Raw genomic sequence first — 19,837 nt, 5'->3', positions numbered from 1 at the left:
CTGCGTTATCCAGTGTAATCGTCTGAGTCGCAGCAGTTGAAGTGTTACCTGCCGTATCCGCCTGGGTGGCCGACACGGTTAGCGTGCCATTGTTCAGACCACTGACATCGAGCTCGCTGCCGCTCAATGTCCAGTTTCCTGAACTGTCGGCAGTCACCGTGCGGCTTACAGAGCTGTTATTATCTGTGATGGTCACGGTGACACTGTTACCCGACTCCGCGCCTGAACCGGCGATCAGCACGTCATTGTCTTCTGCCGCATTGACGATCCCATCGGTTTCAATCGGGGTGGTGATGGTCAGTGCCGACGGCGCTGCGTTATCCAGTGTAATCGTCTGAGTCGCAGCAGTTGAAGTGTTACCTGCCGTATCCGCCTGGGTGGCCGACACGGTTAGCGTGCCATTGTTCAGACCACTGACATCGAGCTCGCTGCCACTCAATGTCCAGTTTCCTGAACTGTCGGCAGTCACCGTGCGGCTTACAGAGCTGTTATTATCTGTGATGGTCACGGTGACACTGTTACCCGACTCCGCGCCTGAACCGGCGATCAGCACATCGTTGTCCTCTGCCGCATTGACGATCCCATCGGTTTCAATCGGGGTGGTAATAGTCAGTGCCGACGGCGCTGCGTTATCCAGCGTAATGCTTTGCGTCGCTGCGGTCGAGGTGTTACCTGCCGTATCTGCCTGGGTGGCTGACACCGTCAACGTGCCATTGTTCAGGCCACTGACGTCCAGCTCACTGCCACTTAAGGTCCAGTTACCTGAGCTGTCTGCCGTCACCGTACGACTCACCGAACTGTTGTTGTCTGTGATGGTTACCGTCACGCTGTTACCGGACTCTGCGCCTGAACCGGCGATCAGCACATCGTTGTCTTCTGCCGCGTTAACAAGGCCATCGGTTTCAATCGGGGTAGTGATGGTCAGTGCCGAAGGTGCTGCGTTATCCAGCGTAATGCTTTGCGTGGCTGCGGTCGAGGTGTTGCCTGCTGTATCCGCCTGAGTGGCCGACACGGTTAGCGTGCCATTATTCAGGCCACTGACGTCCAGCTCACTGCCGCTCAGCGTCCAGTTTCCTGAACTGTCTGCGGTCACGGTACGACTGACCGTTGAATTGTTATCTGTGATGGTTACCGTCACGCTGTTGCCGGACTCAGCGCCTGAGCCGGCGATCAGCACGTCGTTGTCTTCTGCGGCATTAACAATCCCATCCGTTTCAATCGGCGTGGTGATGGTCAGTGCCGACGGTGCCGCGTTATCCAGTGTAATCGTCTGAGTCGCAGCAGTTGAAGTGTTACCTGCCGTATCCGCCTGGGTGGCCGACACGGTTAGCGTGCCATTGTTCAGGCCACTGACGTCCAGCTCACTGCCACTCAAGGTCCAGTTTCCTGAGCTGTCTGCGGTCACTGTGCGGCTTACAGAGCTGTTATTGTCCGTGATAGTTACCGTCACGCTGTTGCCGGACTCAGCGCCTGAGCCGGCGATCAGCACATCGTTGTCTTCTGCGGCATTGACAATACCATCAGTTTCTATCGGCGTGGTGATAGTAACAGCGGAGGGTGCCGCATTATCCAGGGTGATACTTTGTGTAGCAGCGTTAGAGGTATTGCCAGCGGTATCCGTTTGAGTCGCTGACACCGTCAGGGTGCCATTGTTCAGACTGCTGACATCCAGTTCACTGCCACTCAGCGTCCAGTTACCAGAGCCGTCTGCGGTCACGGTACGACTGACCGTTGAATTGTTATCCGTGATGCTCACGGTCACACTGTTGCCCGACTCAGCACCCGTACCAGCAATCAACACATCATTATCTTCTGCCGCATTGACGATACCATCCACTTCAATCGGCGTGGTGATGCTGACTGCGCTTACACTGGTATCCACAGTAACAGACAAACCAGAGCCATCAGCAGTATTTCCTGCTGTGTCTGTTGAACGTGCTGTCATTGTATGTGTGCCTGCTGATAAAGCAGACGTTGTAATAGTCCAGGTACCTAAAGTGGCAGTGCCGGTGCCCACAGTACCATCAATGCTTGAAATCAGCGTAATCGCGCCACCATTTGGACCTGAGCCGGTAAATGTCGCGGTTGTATCATTGGTCACATTATCGGTATTGGATGTACCTGTATCACTGCTTGCATCCAGATCAGGTGTGCCCGGTGCTGAAGGGGCGGTTGTATCTATCGTCACACTCAGACTACTCGATGCCGAACTTTCGTTACTACTTGCGTCGGTTGCTTTTGCAGTGATGGCGTGCGTTACTCCGGCAGTCAATGCACTGGTGGTAATTTGCCAATTGCCGCCTGTTGCCGTGCCAGTTCCGATTACGGTTGTACCACCACCTTCCTGATCGCTATACAACCTAACCGTTGAACCGCTTTCAGCTGTACCACTGAATGTTGGTGTTGTGTCATTGGTGTTATTGTCGCTATCAGAAGTACCTGTATCAGATCCGGCGTCAAGATCTGGCGTTGATGGTGCGTTAGGTGCTACGTCATCATTCACTGTGATAGTAAATGCTTTTTGGAATGTCGTTGTAGAATCACTGGTTTGCAAACAAACCACATAGCTTCCCGCCGATAACGCGGCTTGCGTTTCGATGTTTGAACCATCGATCTGGAAACTACCATTGTTAGTATCTGCGCTACAGGTACCATTCGCGCTGGCACCGCTGCTAACTATCGTATACGTATGACTGTCACTGGTGTCAGGATCTGTGGTGCTCAGTGTGCCTATGTTGGCACCTGCACCAGTTGCAGATTGATTAATTGACGTCGTGTCCAGACTAATATCTGTCGGGTCATCATTTTGCGCAGTAATGGTCACTGTTGCCTGGTTGGTGCCAGTGCTGTTTGCTGTGCCATCATTAAAAGTATAATCGAGCGTCACAGATGACGGCGGTGCTTCTGAACTATTCTGGTAAGTGATGTTTTGCAACACCGAATCAACGATCGCAGAGGTTGCACTGGTGTTGAACGTCAACACTAAAGTACCCGACGAATTCGTTGTTACCGTACCGACTGTCGTTGAGTTATAGGTGAAGGTACTGCTCTCGGTAAGCGTTCCCAACAGGCCATTATTACCAAAAACATCCTGTGAGCTCGCACCGCCATTTCGGGCAATCGTCAGGGTTGCATTGTTATAATTACCTGCACCACTGTCTAGTGCATCCAGTTCGGTATCTGCAACAACAACATCCGAATCGATAATAATGGCTGAACCGTTTTCAGTAAACGTCTGGCCGCCATTCAGATTACTAAAAGTCGGTACATTGTTTGGCGAGATAAAGGTGATATCAGTATTGGCACCGTTATCCGCCACAGTAAAGTCCAGTGAACTGGCTGGCGCATTTGAAAGCGTTATTGCTACCTCAACGGCGCTGAAGTCAGTCGCATCAGTATCCACCTGCAGTGTGCTCGTGCCGTTAAAGCGAACATTGCTGGTTGTCAGGCCCGTCACACTATTAATGGTAATGATATCACCCACACTTAAGTCTGTGATGGTATCACCATTAAGGTCAGACGCGTCGCCGACAAAGTTATCATTGCCCGCATTACCTGTCATCGAGTCAGTACCACCACCAGGACGAATGGTATCAGTCCCGCTACCACCGGTGATCGTATCGTTACCGTCAAAGTCAGTGGCAGTCATGTTTATGGTGTCACCACTCAACGCACTGGCGTTTAGCGTGATAGCGTTGCTGAGCGCAAAGCCAACAGCATTGGAGATAGTGACTGAGTTGCCATTGGAGTCAAAGTTATCTGTCAGCGTAATGGTAAAAATATTGTTGGTACCAATCGCCAGGTTTTCGATTTCAGAGACGCTGGTATTACCAAAGTTAAACGTGCCCCCATCCATCAGTTTTAGGGTTTCGGAGCCTGCAGCACCTGTGATTGCCGTAGTAAAGTTATTTGCTACATTTGCCACATCAATGGAAACCGTTGCACCACTGGCCAGTGACAAGGTACCAATATTGGTAAAGCCACCGCTGGTCAGGTCAGCACCATCAGAGGCACTCACTGTATCACCGGTCGTTGCGTCACCTGTAAGCGAACCATTAAAGGCACTTCCGGCAATATCAAATGTAATAGCGTCATTGGACGCTGTCGCGTCAATCGTCGCTGACGCATTGGTCACTGTGATAGTACGGCTGTTAGTACTGTCATCGTTAACTGAGTAAGTCTCTATACCCGATAACGTTGTAAAGTTACCGTCTCCAGAAATTGTGATGGTCTCCGAACCTGCCGCCGTGACAGTACCGCTAAAAGACGCATTTTGCGCAGGCGTCATCGTCACGGATGCACCGCTGGCTAAAGTCAGGTTAACTATGTTTGCAAGCGTACCACCCGAAATATTAGCGCCTGAAGACAGCGACACAGTATCTGCGGTTGTGCTATCACCGGTCAGCGTGCCTGTATAACTGAGCGTTCCCACGTCGAATGTTACGGCATCAGTAGAAGACGATGCCGTGACAGAGGTGCCAGCGGCACCAAGGGTCACGGTACGGCTATTTGTCGAAGAGTCACCGACCGAGAAACTCTCTACATTAGCAAGCGTGGTAAAGTCACCATCCCCTGAAATATTGATGGTTTCAGTACCCGCCGCAGTGATAGTGCCACCAAAGAGTGCTGGCTGAGAAGCCGTCATAGAGACGCTGGCACCACTGGCTAATGTCAGGTTTTCAAAGTTCGATACCGTTGCACCGGCAATACTCGCACCGGAGCTCATTGACAAGGTATCCGTGCCGCCGGCTGCATTCAAAGTGCCCGTTGCGGTCAATGCTGCTATGTCGATGGTATCGTTGCCACTGCTGCCAGTGACGTTTTGTGAGGCTGAACTCAGCGTAATGCTGTTTGCAGCGCCCAATACATAAGTTTCGATTGCGCTCGCTGCCGTCAGGCCATCGGTTGCCGCAGAGATTGTAATGCTTTCCGACGCGCTGCCGTTAATCGTACTAAAAGCATCGTGTTGCGCTTCAGTCATTGTCACAGATGCGTTGGCATCCACAGTCAGGGTTTCAAAACCACTTACTGTCGCACCAGCAATACTGGCACCATTACTCAGCTGTAATACATCGGTACCCCCACTGCCCGTCAAAGTCCCCGTTGCCGTCAACGACCCCGTCGCAACGGTATCAGCCGAGCTACTGCCCGTGACATTTTGTGCAGCACCGCCCAGCGTAAAGGTAAACCCGGCACCCAATACATACGTTTCGATATCTGCATCACCAGTAATAACGGCATTGCCATCAGCACTGCTAAGTGTAAATTGGTTAGTTCCCGCGCCATTTATAGTGGTAAATGACTCATGCTGAGATTCAGTCAACGTGATAGATGCACCGCTATCCGGTGTCAAAGTCTCAAAGCCACTCAGGGATGTTAGGTTTGCGAGGTTTGTGCTGGTTGGCACAGAAAGAATATCTGTCCCCGTACCACCACTGGCAGTTGAACCTGATACATGACTGGCATCCGCAATAGTCAGAGTTTCGTCACCACCGGCAAACGTAATAGCCGGGCTCAGATTTGTGCCATTACTGGTATTAAAGCCTGTAGCTGTGGAGCTTGCAGCCGTGACATCCGTAACACTGACGGTGGCTGTTCGCGTTGTACTGCTTGCAGAGCCATCGTTGATCACCACAGTCACTGTACGTGCAGTTTCGTTTGGCGTACTCGAGGTATTGTTATAGGTGATGGCCTGCAGGAAGGTTGTAACTTCGGCTGGTGTCGCCGTCGCGCCCGTAATAGAGATAGTATCCTGCAAAGTAATATCGGATGCACCCGACACACCTGTCAGAGCATTTTGCGCTGCTGCTGTTACGTTCAGGCCTTCGGATGCTCCATCTTGATCATTGGTCAGTGAAACTGTTATGGTTGTTATGGTGTCACTGTCTGCATCCGTTGCTGAGGCGCTGCTGGCAATGTTAACCGCGCCGCTGCCCTCAGAAAAACTAGCACTGCTGTCATTACTGCCGCTCCCTGTATCTAGGTCAACAACCGGCGTTGTATTGGCTGTACTAAAATTAAAGGTAGTGTTATCACTGATCCCCGTAAAGGCATTGCTGGAAGTATCTGTTACTGAACCTGAGTCAATTCGGATCGCATATGTTCGGTTGCCGGTTAAATTACTGGTTGGATTCAGGTAAACCTTATCACTGGTAATACTTACCCGACCAGACCCTGGCGTGGTGGTGGTGCCATCGCTTTCGCTGGCAACATCAAAAACCTCAAAGTCGCTACTGTCAGTGACATTACGAATGGTGATATTACCCGTGCTCAGTGCAATGTTTTCATCAAAGGCGATGACAATGTCGTTGCCGACTGCAACATCCGTCGCGTTGTCATTGGGAGTTGAGCTTGCGCTGACAAAAGCAGGTGCCGTTGAATCAGAGGCAGTTGCATCATCCACAACCAGATATCTTAGCGCGTAGCGAGTATCATAATCATTGTTTACATCGGCATCTGGAAAGGTAATTTCAACCACATCAACATTTTGCCAGAGCGCATTATTAAAGTCGGACGAGCGTGTAAAGCTAAAATTGCTACCAGGCCCTAAACCTGCAGGAGGAGTCAACTCGACAGAGACTGTCTCGGTATTATCGGCATACCCCGTCAGCTTAACTCTTGAATTTGAGTCGGTACTGCCCGCTACAACCAATGTCATACCATCAAAGCTAAAATGCGTACCACTTTGCTCTGTTAGCTTATAGCCTTTGTTAACCGTTACGGCCGCACCGGTTTGGGGAAAAGAATTGCCATAAAAAGAGTTTGCCACAGCTCTAAAGCTATCATTATTAAAGGCGCTACTGTCCCCCGCAGTGACAAGAAAGGTCACCGCTCCGGCATTATCTAGCGAGATATCAGGAATGTCGTTCGAACCGTCCTGAAGGGTAGTAGGCGTGCCTGACCCACTGAAAAAATCCAGCGTTTTTTGAGCTGCCCAAATATTACCAGAAAACAGTGCTGCTGATACGCCCGCAGTGCTAACCGCTGATGCAACCTTACTTAACTTCATACCCATACTCCATTGATATTCCTGGTAATGTAACTATATTATTTTTAGAGCGCACCATGCATAGCCAAAAGCAGGATGCTTTAATTTTAAATGCACAAACGGGCCATTTCACAAAAGAAATAGCCCGCTAACTTTTTATATCTTAATTGCGTGGTGGAAATACCCCATCTGTCGCAATCAACCAGTTAACCGGTAAAACCGGATTTAATATATTCAAAGGTGCAGAGCCACCTGTGTTAGTGACAGTGACAGTACCACCCGCAGAGCCGCCACCACTGACATTCAAGCCCTTAATGGTTGTGAGGGCTTCAGTTTCAAATCCTGGCTTAAAAAAACCTTCGCTATTATTTCGAGCGATAAAGCAATCCGAATCCGGTACTTTAGTATTTGCCGTATTGGTTGCGACACTCATAGTACCCGAAACAGGATTAGTTCCCCCCAACGGGGTAAAAATTGCCGTATGAGAGTGCGCAGGCATATGAATGATCTCAATACCTACCAGCTCTGTACCTTGTCTTTCACCTTGACGGTAGTCCATACCACCCGGGCGCACACCCTGACCTACCGGACTGCGACCACGCAAATCTGGTAACGCGTATGTAGTACGCGCATCACCGCCATAAATAGTCCCGATCAACGCAAATAACGCCTGATTTTGTGAAATAGCCATAGTCTGGCCTAAACACATTGCAAAATTTCTGATTGTAAAAGCACCGCCGAAGGTACCCATTGAGCCAATATACGGGTCAGTAGACATATGAAATCCTCTCTAATTCGTAAACATACCCTTTAACGATAAACGCTCAGTACCACTATAATTCTCTCAGTGATTTATCGACTTGTTGCGACGAGTTCGCACCAACTACTTCAATTACAACTTTGCCTGAAAGGCATAATATGTGTTAACAGCTATCACTACTCAGTGATTATTCTGGGTTTCCTTCTGGTAAATGTGGCGTAAAAACAGGTGGGATGAAAAACTCGGGCAATTGCACCCTGCGCGCCTCTCCACTCAAGACCTTGTCAAGGCAGACTGTACCGGTTTCATTAATACTGACATTTAGTTCAGCCGGATCATCGCTGTCTGAAAAACGCCAGTATAATTCTGTGGTTTTGTAACGTAAGAGTGCCATTAATGGGTAACCGTCAAATTCGCTGGGGCTATCACAGAACCTTTCGTGACAGTCCACGAGCTTTTGATCTCCCAAAAACTGGACTAACAAGCTGCCCATGCCGGGTACTTCTAAAATACTGCACTCGCCCTGTGCGACAACTATCTCGCCAGTGCCTTCAACTTTCGCAATACGCTGTCCTTCACCACTTGGTGTGACGCCTCCATTGTATGGAAACAGCGTAAGATCATAACCATATCGGTTGGTCAGATTGATCTTTATATTCATATCTATCTCGCTTCTGAGTTAAAGTTCAGAGCATAGTTAGAAATGCAGGATAATAAGTACATCGGCTGGGCCACTCACAAGTCCTTCTCAACTAAGCTACCATTGTAAAATTTAGTACAAAGGTATCGGTTTGCAATTGATATACCTCAATCAAAACACTTAATTTTGAACACCTAGATTCTGCCCTCAGATGAGGCTGCCACCTCTAAACCAGGTTCAAGTCCAAACAGCACGGCAAACCGGTAGCCATCAAAAATCCCTTGCTCAGTTAAAACCGTATCAAGGCGAATCGCACCATCAATCGTTTTAACTAATAGTCCTTTCACTCTATCAAGTTCCAAAACTGTGCCAGGCTTAATGCCCGCCAACTTACACTCCATACTGCTGGCCTGCATTAGTTGCAACAATCCCTCGCGAAACTTAAACCTTGCGCCACCGAGCTCAGCATTGGCAGCGCGTGCCAGGTTGACAATGTCGGTGCTGGTATGCTGTCGCCAGTCAATCAATAAATCCTCTACCTGCACATGTGCAGCGTAACGAGGCTCAGATTGCACACCATCAATCTCGACGTGCTCACTTTGGGCTTGCCAGTTCAAAGTGCCGGCAGCACGCTGCTGCGCGAACTGCTCAAGCAGAGCAGGAACCGCCTGGGCTATTTTTTGGTGAAAGCACTGTGAGGTATCGAACGGGTGAACAGGTAAATCAATATGTGTAGCAATATCGCCAGTATCAAGCTGCTCAGCGACTTTGTGCAGCGTTAGTCTGACAGTATCTGCGCCACTTTTAAGCTGCCAGAACACGGGCATTGGACCGCGATAATCAGGCAACGCACTAGGGTGGACGTTAAGTACATCACCTGTAAAAAAGTCAATCAGCTTGGTACGAAGCTTGTGTTTAAACAAATAGGCTAAACCACTGTTTGCTCCCAGCCTGTCGAGATCGGCAATCAAGGCGTCGTCCGATTCGGTTTTATACTGCAGCATAGGGATCTGATGGTGATGCAAAAAGCGCTGTAACTGAACAAGATCCGGGTTTGGCTCAGCTTCAATCAATACAACGCAGCTAAGCTGCCCTCTTTGCAACAAGTACTGTACAACAGCCAGACATAAACAACTGCCACTAAACAAAGCATACTTAGGTTCCATGGTCTTCTCCTATACTTTAACCGGGACAAACCCAGGCATGCCGCTAAGCTGATAATAGAATTGGACTGTGTCACCACTATTGGCTACAAAATGTGTATGCTCCAGCTCTTTGGGTCGGGCATCAACGTAGAAGCTCATGTCGGGTTTAGGGTGAGTAATCCCCGAGTCGTATTGGTCCACTCCTTCTTCATCAAACGTATTGATTTGGGCATAAACCGCTAAAATACGTGTAGACATGTCTTCAACACCCGTAGGGATCGTCACGGCATTTGCTGCAACCACCTTGATGTCATCCTCAAGCTCTATCTCTGTCATTTCCAAAAGTGCAGACTTATCGATACGCATCAATTCGCCCAGCTCAACACGCTCATTTAACGCACTGTCGCGTAAATGGTCGGAGTGACAATACTCAGCGTCTTTCCATTGCTGGTTGTACTCAGTCTCACCATGGATCATCATCCCTTTAATGGACACAGATCGTGGTATCATCCAGCCATCAAGCGTCAGGAATTTCACCAGGTGTTTAGCAATGGAAAGTTGACCTTCGCGAGTAAAGCCATGTTGCATTGCTTCCAGTACCAGTAAATCTATCGCCTGCTCTGGCTCATAAATAGTGGCATCTTCCTCGATAATGTCTGCCACAAACTCACCCAATTGCAAATCATTAATCAGCTGTTTTAGCGTAACTATGGCACCTGGGTGCGCATCTACAAATAACACCTTAATTTGCTCATGGTTAAACTCGTTTTGATCTTTATAGTAACTTAGCAACGGCAGTATTAACGGCGCAAAAGGACCACAGGCAGGGTATAAAATCGTTATAGAGCCTTTATGAGACAACATGCCACGTATCGCTTTGTCGATACCTTTTGCGTAGCCCTTAATACGGTATATGTCTTTGATTGTATGACGGCAATTTTGGGGTGACATGATAAGACCCGTCGCTGAAATATACTGACGTGTCAATAATTCTTCACTGAGGTCCGCCATCGACATTGACTGCAAAGCATGATCGTACATTGCCTCAAAAGCAGCTGTCAGTTGCGCGTGCGTCGCTTGTGTGGTGCTCAGTATCAATGTCATTGCATCGACAAAGCTTTTGGTAAGCGCCTGCTGTCGTTGTGCGGTTGTGAGCTTAGCTTTAAGCAAAGATTCAAGTTGATTTCGTACGGTGTGTTTTAATAATTGGTCGATATTTGGATCGGCGTAATCTGTCTTCGACACATTACCCATCTGATGTTTTTCCATCGGGCGCTACCTAAGTATAATAATTCCGTAATTACAAGGCGTTAACAGACTTAATGGCTGTCCAATTTAACGCCTGTCAGCGTTCACTGTCCAGTTTAGTTGAGTGCTGAGAATTTGCGAGTTTCAATATTGAAAGTCCACTTTCTGTCATCCAGCGTGCCACCTGAAATCAGGATATGCTGCGTACCATCCAGTGACCTGTACTGCGGCTTTTTGCCTAATCGTGAGCGGCCGTAAGAGTACAAGAATGCGCCATTATTGCTGAATACCTTGATACTGGACGTGCCCATTTCAAGAACGTGAATGTGTCCTTGAGTATCCAAAGTAAGGTTTTTAGGTCCATTTAGCTGAGCCACAACCTCGGTACCAAACTCACCGATCTGAGCAAGTTTTTCACCGTAAAAATTTGCCACGGTAATAGAGTGATGTCCTCTTTCAATCAGATACAGCAGCTGCTGACTTGGTTCTATGGCAAAGTCATTAAGGTTATCAATACCTTGTGGTAATTTTATGGTTCCGCTTGGATTACCGGACAGGTCAAATATGTTTATCTCGCTGCTGGTTTCAAAGTGTACGAATAGACTCGAACCATAGCGTCTCGCTATTGCGGGATTTAGGCTAAACTCTACGATGTCACCGTTAGGCGACTCTATAGAGGCTTTAGGCGCTTTAAGTGCTAGCGTGTCGAGCAGCTCTTTACTCAGCCTTTGCGTATCCTGCTCTGAAATTGTAAATGAAGTGCTATTTGCAGCAAGTGCACTGACTGGCAGCACACCACTCGCACATAGGTACGAGCTTGTTTTAAGAAAAGTACGACGTTCCATCTGTAAACACCATTAGCAACCAAAAAACTAGTTCATTATTACAAACTACTGAATAATTAGATATTACACTATATTACACCACAAGCAACATATACCAATTTAGTACTGGAATATGCCAAAAACGTAGTAATTTAGCACTTTTTCACCGTAATTTATCCCAATACTAAGCCAGAAGCATTTGACCCTCTATTGATAATCGGTAAAGATTAAAAGCCGACAGGTTTAACATGCTTCAGACTAATCAGTAACTATTGAAATTATTGAAATTTACTCATGCTATGAGGTGAGTTTGCAGTAATCCTTACGATCTTCATCTTAGTGAAACCTGTCTGATGTCAAATAAACGATACTGTGGGCAAGGATGTTGAAAAAACATTGTAATAATCGTAATTCTTAACAATAATTTAGAGCTTAAGTTCGAGCCCTGTTAACAAATTAGATAAAAACAAAATACTATGCCACTAACTCAATTTTCTGATCCTTATATCCAGGATCGCTTTCAGTCGACTCAATATGAGCTCATCCACAAGATCGGTGAAGGCGGCTTTGGTAAGGTCTATAAAGCGAAGAATAAAAACACCGATCAGATCGTGGCAATCAAGTTTCTGGCACTTGAACCACATCTGGACGAAGCCAAAAAGCACCGTTATGTGGAGCGATTTAAACGCGAAACCACTCTGAGCAGCCAGTTGCAGCACCCGCATATCGTGAGGCTGCTGGACAAAGGCCAGGTTGATGAAAACCTGCTATACGGTGTATTTGAGTATGTGGAGGGTCAGTCCCTACGCGAGCACCTGATCCAGGAAGGTGCGTTAGACGCAGTAGACGCAACCGACATTATGTTGCAGGTGCTGGACGCCCTGATCCATGCGCACAAACAAGGCATCATTCACCGGGACATCAAACCTGCGAATATCATGCTGACCCAGGCTGGCGCCAAAACCTATGCAAAAATTCTCGATTTTGGTATTGGTACGCTGAGCCAGGAAAGCCGCCATCAGGACTTTGCAACACTGACACTCACGCAAGAAACCCTGGGTACACCTTCTTATAGTGCCCCCGAGCAATTACGCGGTGAGCCAGCGTCAGCCAAAACCGATATCTATGTATGGGGCCTGGTATTTTTAGAATGTCTGACGGGGTTACCTGCCGTAACCGGCTCTAGTATTGCGTCGATTTATCACAAGCAATTGAGCGATGTTCATATTCCGTTACCAAGCGCATTACTAGGCCACCCATTATCCGGATTACTGCGCCGCGTATTACAAAAAAATGCAACTGAACGAGTCATTTCTGGTGAAGAGGCGTTTGCTGAACTTAACTCCATGAACGTCTCTAACCTGGTTGGCGTGCTGGCAGATGTCCAGGCTCAGCATGGTTATGACGATGCCACTGTGGTACTGCGCACTGATGATCCGGCCCACCCGGGTCAGCAAGATTACACAACACTGACAGAGCGTAAGCAAATCACCGTAATGGCGTTGAGGCTGAGCGCCAAAATATTGGATGAAAACGCCAAAGATCTGGATGTCATAGACACTCTGTTTAAGTCGCAGCGTAACACCTGTATCGATATTGCGACCCGTTTTGGTGCATACCATGTCGGCAACCTGGCCGATACCGCCTTATTCTATTTCGGTTATCCTGTCGCCAGCGATAACGACACTCGCCTGAGCGCACGTACTGCGCTAGATGTAGTGAGTGAATTGGGCAAACGTAATGCACTGATGCAGGAAGCCCATGGCGTGCAACTGAATGCCCATATTGGCTTGCATTCAGGTATTTTTGTCACTTATGCCAATGCCGTACCAGAAGGCCATATCGCCAATACAGCAATGCAGCTTGCACGTCTTGCTGGTGAGCGACAAATTTTGTGTACCGCAGAGTCACGTGCCATTCTTGAGCCTTACAGTGAATTCGACTATTTCGACAATATGCCGCTGGGCATGGTGTTTGAGCAACAAGCCATTTATAACCTCAAGGGTGAAAAGCGGGTTGAAGCCTTTGGCTTTATGCGCGGCACACGTCACCATCACAAGCTGATTGGCCGTCAGAGTGAGCTCGATAAAACCCTGTCGATCATCAACAATGAACAACAGACCACCCGGGTTGCCCACATCTATGGGGAAGCAGGGATTGGTAAGTCACGTTTACTACAGGAAATTCGTGCTAACGCCGGCAAATATCAGCACCTGGTTGCCCAGTGTCTGCCGGAACATCAGAACAACGCGCTCTACCCTATTCTAACGCTTGTACGTTACCTGTTTAATACCAGCAACCTCAGCAATACTGAGGTAATAGACTTGTTTGTGTCACTGCTTAAAGAGCAGGACTGCACACTCAGCACAGATGCCATTTTGCCAATCCTGATGGTCTGGTTGAATATCGAATTACCAGAAGGCATGCAGCCGTCATCACTGGCACCGGACGCACAAAAAGAGTTGCTATTCAAAGGTCTGACTGCCCTGCTGCTATCGCACAAATTCAGCCTCAGCAACCACAAACTGTACATCATTGAAGATATTCACTGGGCAGACTCTACAACTTTGGAGTTTATTCATCACTTTGCGGCCAACCTTGGCGATGGCAGCGTGCTGATCAGCACTTCGCGCCAGCCTAGACCAGACAGCCTGCACGACCTGACATTGCTCGAACTGGAGCTACACAAGCTCACCGCAAAAGCAACGGAAGACTTCATCGAACAGTTGTTCGAGGGCAAAGCCGTATCGCAAAACGTACGCGACATCCTGGTCAGCCGAACAGACGGTATCCCGCTGTTTATCGAAGAGCTGGTCGATATGCTGAAACAAAAAGCACTTGTCAGCGAGCAAAGCGGCGAAGTTAATTTCGTCAGCCCGGATAAACTCGATCAGGTTCCCAGTAGCCTGCGTGAATCACTCCAGCAAAAACTCGACAGCCTGGTACACGCCAAAGAAACTGCACAACTCGCCGCAACCATTGGCCGGGAATTCGAATACGACCTGCTCGTCGCCGCGTCTTCACTCAGTGAAGATCAGATCCAAAACGACCTCAACGAGCTGATAGAGAAAGACCTCATCATCCAGCAACGCCGGGTTGAGAACGATAGCTATATCTTTAAACACGCGCTGGTGAGGGATGTAACGTACGAAAGTGTACTAGATTCTACTAAGAGCAAAATTCACCAGAGAGTTGCTGAGTCGCTAGATAGCTTATACGAAAGTAAATCGATTATTGAGCCCAGTGTTATTAGCTTTCACTATGAAGTTGCAGGAGACTACAAAGCTGCCGCAGAGTGGTCTAAGAAATTTACACTAGAGTTAATCTCCAAATATTCTTATCGGCATGCACTGGAGGTCGCCCAGCACACTGAAGAGCTATTAGAATACCTCAGCAACAGAAACCAGGCAGATTTACTGAAAGGACAATTGCTCAATGCGATCTATCCATGCTATGTCAGTACTTACGGTACAGCCTCTCCTGAAACTCTCGATTTTAGAGACAAACTATCTTCGGTATCTCAGTCTGATGAGGTAAAAGCTAATTCAGACATACATTTATCAATAAAAAACAAACTCGATTGGATCAAATTCATGGAGCTCTTCTATTGTGGTGGAGGTCCGAATACTATTAAATTTGGTATGGAATTACTTGAGCTATATAAGTGCGGTAAAGACTATAATAAGCAAGCCGTTACTTTAGCGCACTTGATCTTATCGTATCTATTTGAAGGGAAAATTGACGAATCTTTAGAGTGCTTTAAAGTTCTACAACAGGAACTTTTTGAAAAAACTGATAGGGATTATATTCTCCATCAGTATGGAATTGATATTGAACCATTCTCCTATTCCGTTGCCTCGCTTAGCTATCTTCATAAAAATAACATTAGTAAAGCGGATTACTGTACCCTAACAGCCATTGAAAAATCTTCTGGGCACTCCGCATGTCACGCCACTGCAATGGCTTACTTATTTCGGGCGCTTTTGAATGCTTTCTTAAATAACGATGAAGAAGTCATTGAAGTTGGCAAATTATACTTTACAAGAATTTACGAAGAGAAGAATTTCTCTTATTATCAAGTATATTTAAACTTCCTCCTTTCTTGTTATGAAGGTAAAATTGACGAATCCGAAAAAGTCATCATGAGTATTGCTGATTCTCCCCAAGACTATGCCACCGGATGGTATATAGTTTTCTTAGCATTGAAGATTGCTAAAAACGGTAATTATGAAAGAGCAAAAAAAGTACTCACATACTCTTTAGAAAAATCAAAAGAAAATAGGGAACTACCTGCCATACCTATTATATTAAACTCTTTATCCATGGTCGAAAGTGAACTTGGTAACCACTCAGAAGCCAAGAAATTGATAGAACAATCTATTGAGTTGAGCACAGCTCAAGGTAATTTGTTTTTCTTAAACGAAGCTAAAAAACGGCTTAAATCTACTCCTAATATCTAAGGTGAAAATATGTCAGATCAAAGTTCAACTATACAAGAAGACAACTCTCATGGAGATGAAAACCCGCTATGGGGTTTTGAAAAAGATGCAGAGTGGAGAAATGCTTTTAGAAGACTTATCAGCTACTCATGGGTCTCTGATGAAAAACTTCAAGAAGTAATTAATAACCCTCTAGAAATGATGAGCAAACTCTCTGATTACACGCCTCCTTCTGGTTTATATATCCGGTTCAGAGGCCTAAAAAGTAATAAAGAAGTTATTGAAACACCTCCTTATAATGAATTTAACAAAGAAAGTCTGATTGGATATAGCTATGACGCTAGCTTTTTAGATAAACAACATCCGATCAATGGTTGGCTGGAAACTGCAGATCACCTTCCTACTGAAGTCATCTTTACACTTCCTCCAGCCCCAGAAAATAATGATATAAAGGCATACGCTTTAGCCGATTATGAAGCTAAAGGAAAAGAAATGCCATTTAGCTGCTGCTAAAGTCAACTTTGTAGGAGGGGCTTCCCCTCCTTGAGAACTAAATATGCCAAATAAAATATTTGATGGAGACAGGCACGTTATAGAGCCCGTTTCACTTTGGAAAGAGTATACTAGTGAAAGAACATTTTCTAAATACCCAATATATTTAAAAAATGTCCCGCATCAAGAGCTCAGCATTCCACCGATTTTGATGATTGGAGAGCACTCTGTCCTCAGCAACTGGGGTCCCGACATCCAAGTTGCTGCCGCAATCGAAAATGAAAGCAGTATTGCGGAAAGACTCGCTGCAACCTGTTCGCAAGACCAGCTACTATCAATGAATGACTCTGGTATTGAACAAGCTTTGTTGTTTCCAAGTTTCGCCATGTACATAGTCAATCATAGTGAAATTGACGCTCAAGCCTCGCTTGATTTTGCTTCAGCATACAACCGTTGGCTATTTGACTATATAGGTTCAGAGACCGATAGATTGCACGGCGTAGGTGTGATCAGTCGCCATGACCCTAAAACTATGGTGGCACAGTTAGAGACAATCGCTCAGTTTGGATGGCGTATGATCAAACTACGCCCTGAAATCATTAATGGCAGATCTCTTGGCCACCCTGATTATGAAGCCTTTTGGAAGCGTTGCGAACAGTTAGGCATCACAGTAGCACTGCATGGTGGTACGCATTTAGCGGGCAGCACAGTTGGAACGGACAGGTTTACTAGCCGATTTGGTTTACATGCCTGCTCACACCCTATAGAAATCCAAATGGCTTTCTTATCTCTAGTCGAGTCAGGAGTGACAGAGAGATACCCAAGCTTAAAGTTTTTACTACTGGAAGCTGGCTGCTCATGGGTCCCGTACTGGCTCTGGCGGCTTGATAATATATGCTATACCGAGTTCCCAAGCTTGATTCAAGACAACATAAAAATGCTGCCGTCTGAATATTTTAAAAGACAATTTTGGCTCACAATTGAGCTTGGGGAACCCAGTATCGAAGATTGCATCAAAACAGTAGGGGTTGACAACCTAATATATGGTAGTGACTTTCCGCACCCTGACCATATGCACTTGAATGATGTCAACATAAGAAATGAGCTTGATTATCTGACACCCTCTGAAATAGACAAAATACTGTATAGAAACTATAAAGCCTTGATTTAATATGCATTACTCAAATTACAAATGGAAAAACAAAGCTATAGTTTACTCCGGAGTAAACAAGGATTTTTTCGTTATTTACGAAGAAATCCTATATCAGTTTCCTGCTGAGCAGTTCCCCTACTTAGAGCTCATTGGAAAACCAAATGTATATGAGCTTGATATCGACAGCGAAATTGCTTTCATGCGAACTTTGGAGTTAATGAAGCGTTTTTCTCTAGTTGAGATAGACGAGGAAACCAACGATTCAATACCAATGCAGGATATTAAAACTGCTTTAGAAAAGTCACAAGTTGAGACCTTAAATACAAATGAAAACTTATGCTGCCAACTTTTAGAAGTTGAATATCAGAATTATAGATCTCGACTTATTTATATTTTTGGTCAGGTGTTCATAGCAAAGAACAACATCGAGTTTTTTGATGCACTTGAACAAGTCCTACTCTCAAACTACCCGATTCGGAACATTGTAAATAACCTTAACGTAGGAAAAGAAAAACCAGCTTTCATTAAGAAATCAGAGTTGGATGCCGTTATCCGAAGTAAGCTCATTGAGAAATCAATTGAAGAGGTTAATAAATCTTCCGAGCAAATTATTGTCGAAATTTCACTTCATGACTGCTCTTCAAAAACTCACAATGTAGAGCACTTAACAGTAGACCCTTTCAATCTCGTAAATGAGCAAGATCCTGAACTAAAATTAAACTCTGTAGCATGCATATTTGACCAGGATGGCGGCTCAAGATCTAAATCCCCGAGCTCAACCTTGAATGAGCTTCTGCCATTCGTATCAAACAAACTTGGCCTTGTAACTCACATAGAAGAGCTTTCAGACTCTCAAGACAACCCGATTAAAATTTATAGAACGGGATTTTACAAGGGGCCATATACCTCGCTCGGACGTCATAACTCCTCATTCGTACAAATATGTTTGGGTAAAGGAGTTGATCCAGTTCAATCTAAAGTAAGTGGTATTTGTGAAGCGATTGAGCGAAAGAACGCCCAATATTATGGAAGCGAACCTAGTACTTTATCATTACCAAAGAAATTACCTCACCGCTATATAAGCTTTTCTGAACTATTGCCATATAGTACAACTCAAATTGATCGTTTTGCCAATACAAACTCTCAAGATTTCAACCGTAAACAAGCTGTTATGAGCTATGACAACAGCCCAGTAAATTGGTATAAAGCTTGGTCCCTCACAAATAGTGAATACGCTTATATCCCCCTTGTTTGCTGCTTTGCAAACACACCTTTTAATGATGTGAAATACGGTTTTTGGCATTCAAATGGCTGTGCTGCTGGCAACAACAAAGAAGAAGCTATTCTACAAGCACTATTTGAATTAATAGAAAGGGACTCAACCTCTATCTGGTGGTATAACAAATTAGTACGACCGGAGTTTGACATTTCTCGAATCGAATCAAACAGTCTCGATTTAATTCAAAAGAGCATTGGTAGTACGCACGATTTTTGGGTGCTGGATATTACTAATGACTCAGGTATCCCTGCCATGGCAGCAATTGGAAAAAATAAAAAAGACAATGGCTTTATATTTGGATTTGGCTGTCACCTAAAACCAGAAATGGCAGCACAAAGAGCACTAACAGAATTATGTCAGTTGATACCAATTCGCGATCAAAACGGCGCGCCTTTTGATTTCGACTCAATAAAAGATGAAGGCTTTTTATATCCAAGCAATAATATGACTTCGACAACAGCTTACACTGATTGCGAAAATATGAGTATAAATGATTGTGTATCTCATATAGTAAGCTCACTGCATGAGCTGAATATGGAAGTGATAGCCTTTGAGTATACGCGAAAATTCTCTCCGGTAAGCACCGTAAAAGTCTTTGTACCCGGACTGTGCCACATCTGGCCACAGCTAGGTAATCCAAGACTTTACCAAACACCTGTCAAACTGGGTTGGCTGGATGAAGCATTGACGGAGCGGACGATTAATCAGCAAGGGTTGTATATTTAGTATTGAGCTGAGTATCTCTCATTCAAAGTGTGATGAACGTAAAAATTCGAAATAATCATTTACATTCATTCACTCCCACCCTATACCACTGATTTATTTGTAGCTAATCGATTAGTATAATCCTCTTTTTTCTCAAGGAATGG

The 19,837-nt window shown here is 45.9% G+C and carries 10 protein-coding genes; 4 read left to right on the top strand and 6 right to left on the bottom strand.

All coding sequences use genetic code 11. The annotated features are described in order from the left end of the window. The 6 genes from QNM19_RS04775 to QNM19_RS04750 all read right to left on the bottom strand — a co-directional run. A partial coding sequence (locus QNM19_RS04775) for an Ig-like domain-containing protein (RefSeq protein WP_284026402.1) occupies positions 1-7,009 on the bottom strand: 7,009 nt, incomplete at its 3' end. Positions 7,010-7,151: 142 nt separating this feature from the next. Beyond that, complete coding sequence (locus tag QNM19_RS04770; protein ID WP_284026401.1) at positions 7,152-7,766, bottom strand: phage tail protein; 615 nt, start codon at positions 7,764-7,766, stop codon at positions 7,152-7,154. Positions 7,767-7,935: 169 nt separating this feature from the next. After that, positions 7,936-8,409 carry a hypothetical protein gene (locus tag QNM19_RS04765; RefSeq protein ID WP_284026400.1) on the bottom strand — a complete coding sequence of 158 codons (474 nt, stop codon included), beginning with the start codon at positions 8,407-8,409 and terminating at the stop codon, positions 7,936-7,938. A 173-nt stretch (positions 8,410-8,582) separates the two neighbouring features. Further along, positions 8,583-9,554 carry a methionyl-tRNA formyltransferase gene (locus QNM19_RS04760; protein WP_284026399.1) on the bottom strand — a complete coding sequence of 324 codons (972 nt, stop codon included), beginning with the start codon at positions 9,552-9,554 and terminating at the stop codon, positions 8,583-8,585. A 9-nt stretch (positions 9,555-9,563) separates the two neighbouring features. Next, on the bottom strand, positions 9,564-10,802 hold the full coding sequence (locus tag QNM19_RS04755; protein WP_284026398.1) for an SAM-dependent methyltransferase: 1,239 nt from the start codon (positions 10,800-10,802) through the stop codon (positions 9,564-9,566). A gap of 95 nt (positions 10,803-10,897) precedes the next feature. Then, complete coding sequence (locus tag QNM19_RS04750) at positions 10,898-11,626, bottom strand: NHL repeat-containing protein (RefSeq protein WP_049865907.1); 729 nt, start codon at positions 11,624-11,626, stop codon at positions 10,898-10,900. 455 nt (positions 11,627-12,081) lie between these two features. Here QNM19_RS04750 and QNM19_RS04745 point away from each other — a divergent pair, with 455 nt between their 5' ends. The 4 genes from QNM19_RS04745 to QNM19_RS04730 are packed head-to-tail and all read left to right on the top strand — an operon-like array spanning position 12,082 to position 19,694. Then, positions 12,082-16,065 carry a TOMM system kinase/cyclase fusion protein gene (locus QNM19_RS04745; RefSeq protein ID WP_082225561.1) on the top strand — a complete coding sequence of 1,328 codons (3,984 nt, stop codon included), beginning with the start codon at positions 12,082-12,084 and terminating at the stop codon, positions 16,063-16,065. Positions 16,066-16,074: 9 nt separating this feature from the next. Continuing rightward, a complete protein-coding gene (locus QNM19_RS04740) occupies positions 16,075-16,557 on the top strand; it encodes a hypothetical protein (RefSeq protein WP_284026397.1) in 483 nt (160 codons plus the stop codon). 43 nt (positions 16,558-16,600) lie between these two features. Then, positions 16,601-17,707 carry an amidohydrolase family protein gene (locus QNM19_RS04735; RefSeq protein ID WP_284026396.1) on the top strand — a complete coding sequence of 369 codons (1,107 nt, stop codon included), beginning with the start codon at positions 16,601-16,603 and terminating at the stop codon, positions 17,705-17,707. A 1-nt stretch (position 17,708) separates the two neighbouring features. Next, entirely contained in the window at positions 17,709-19,694 is a 1,986-nt protein-coding gene (locus tag QNM19_RS04730) for a YcaO-like family protein (RefSeq protein ID WP_284026395.1), read from the top strand. Positions 19,695-19,837: the final 143 nt, after the last annotated feature.

The sequence above is a fragment of the Pseudoalteromonas ardens genome, assembly GCF_030125445.1.
In the GTDB taxonomy this organism is placed as follows: Bacteria; Pseudomonadota; Gammaproteobacteria; order Enterobacterales; family Alteromonadaceae; genus Pseudoalteromonas; species Pseudoalteromonas ardens.
The sequence above is the reverse complement of the archived record's forward strand: the minus strand, read 5'-3'. Positions and strand labels throughout refer to the sequence as shown.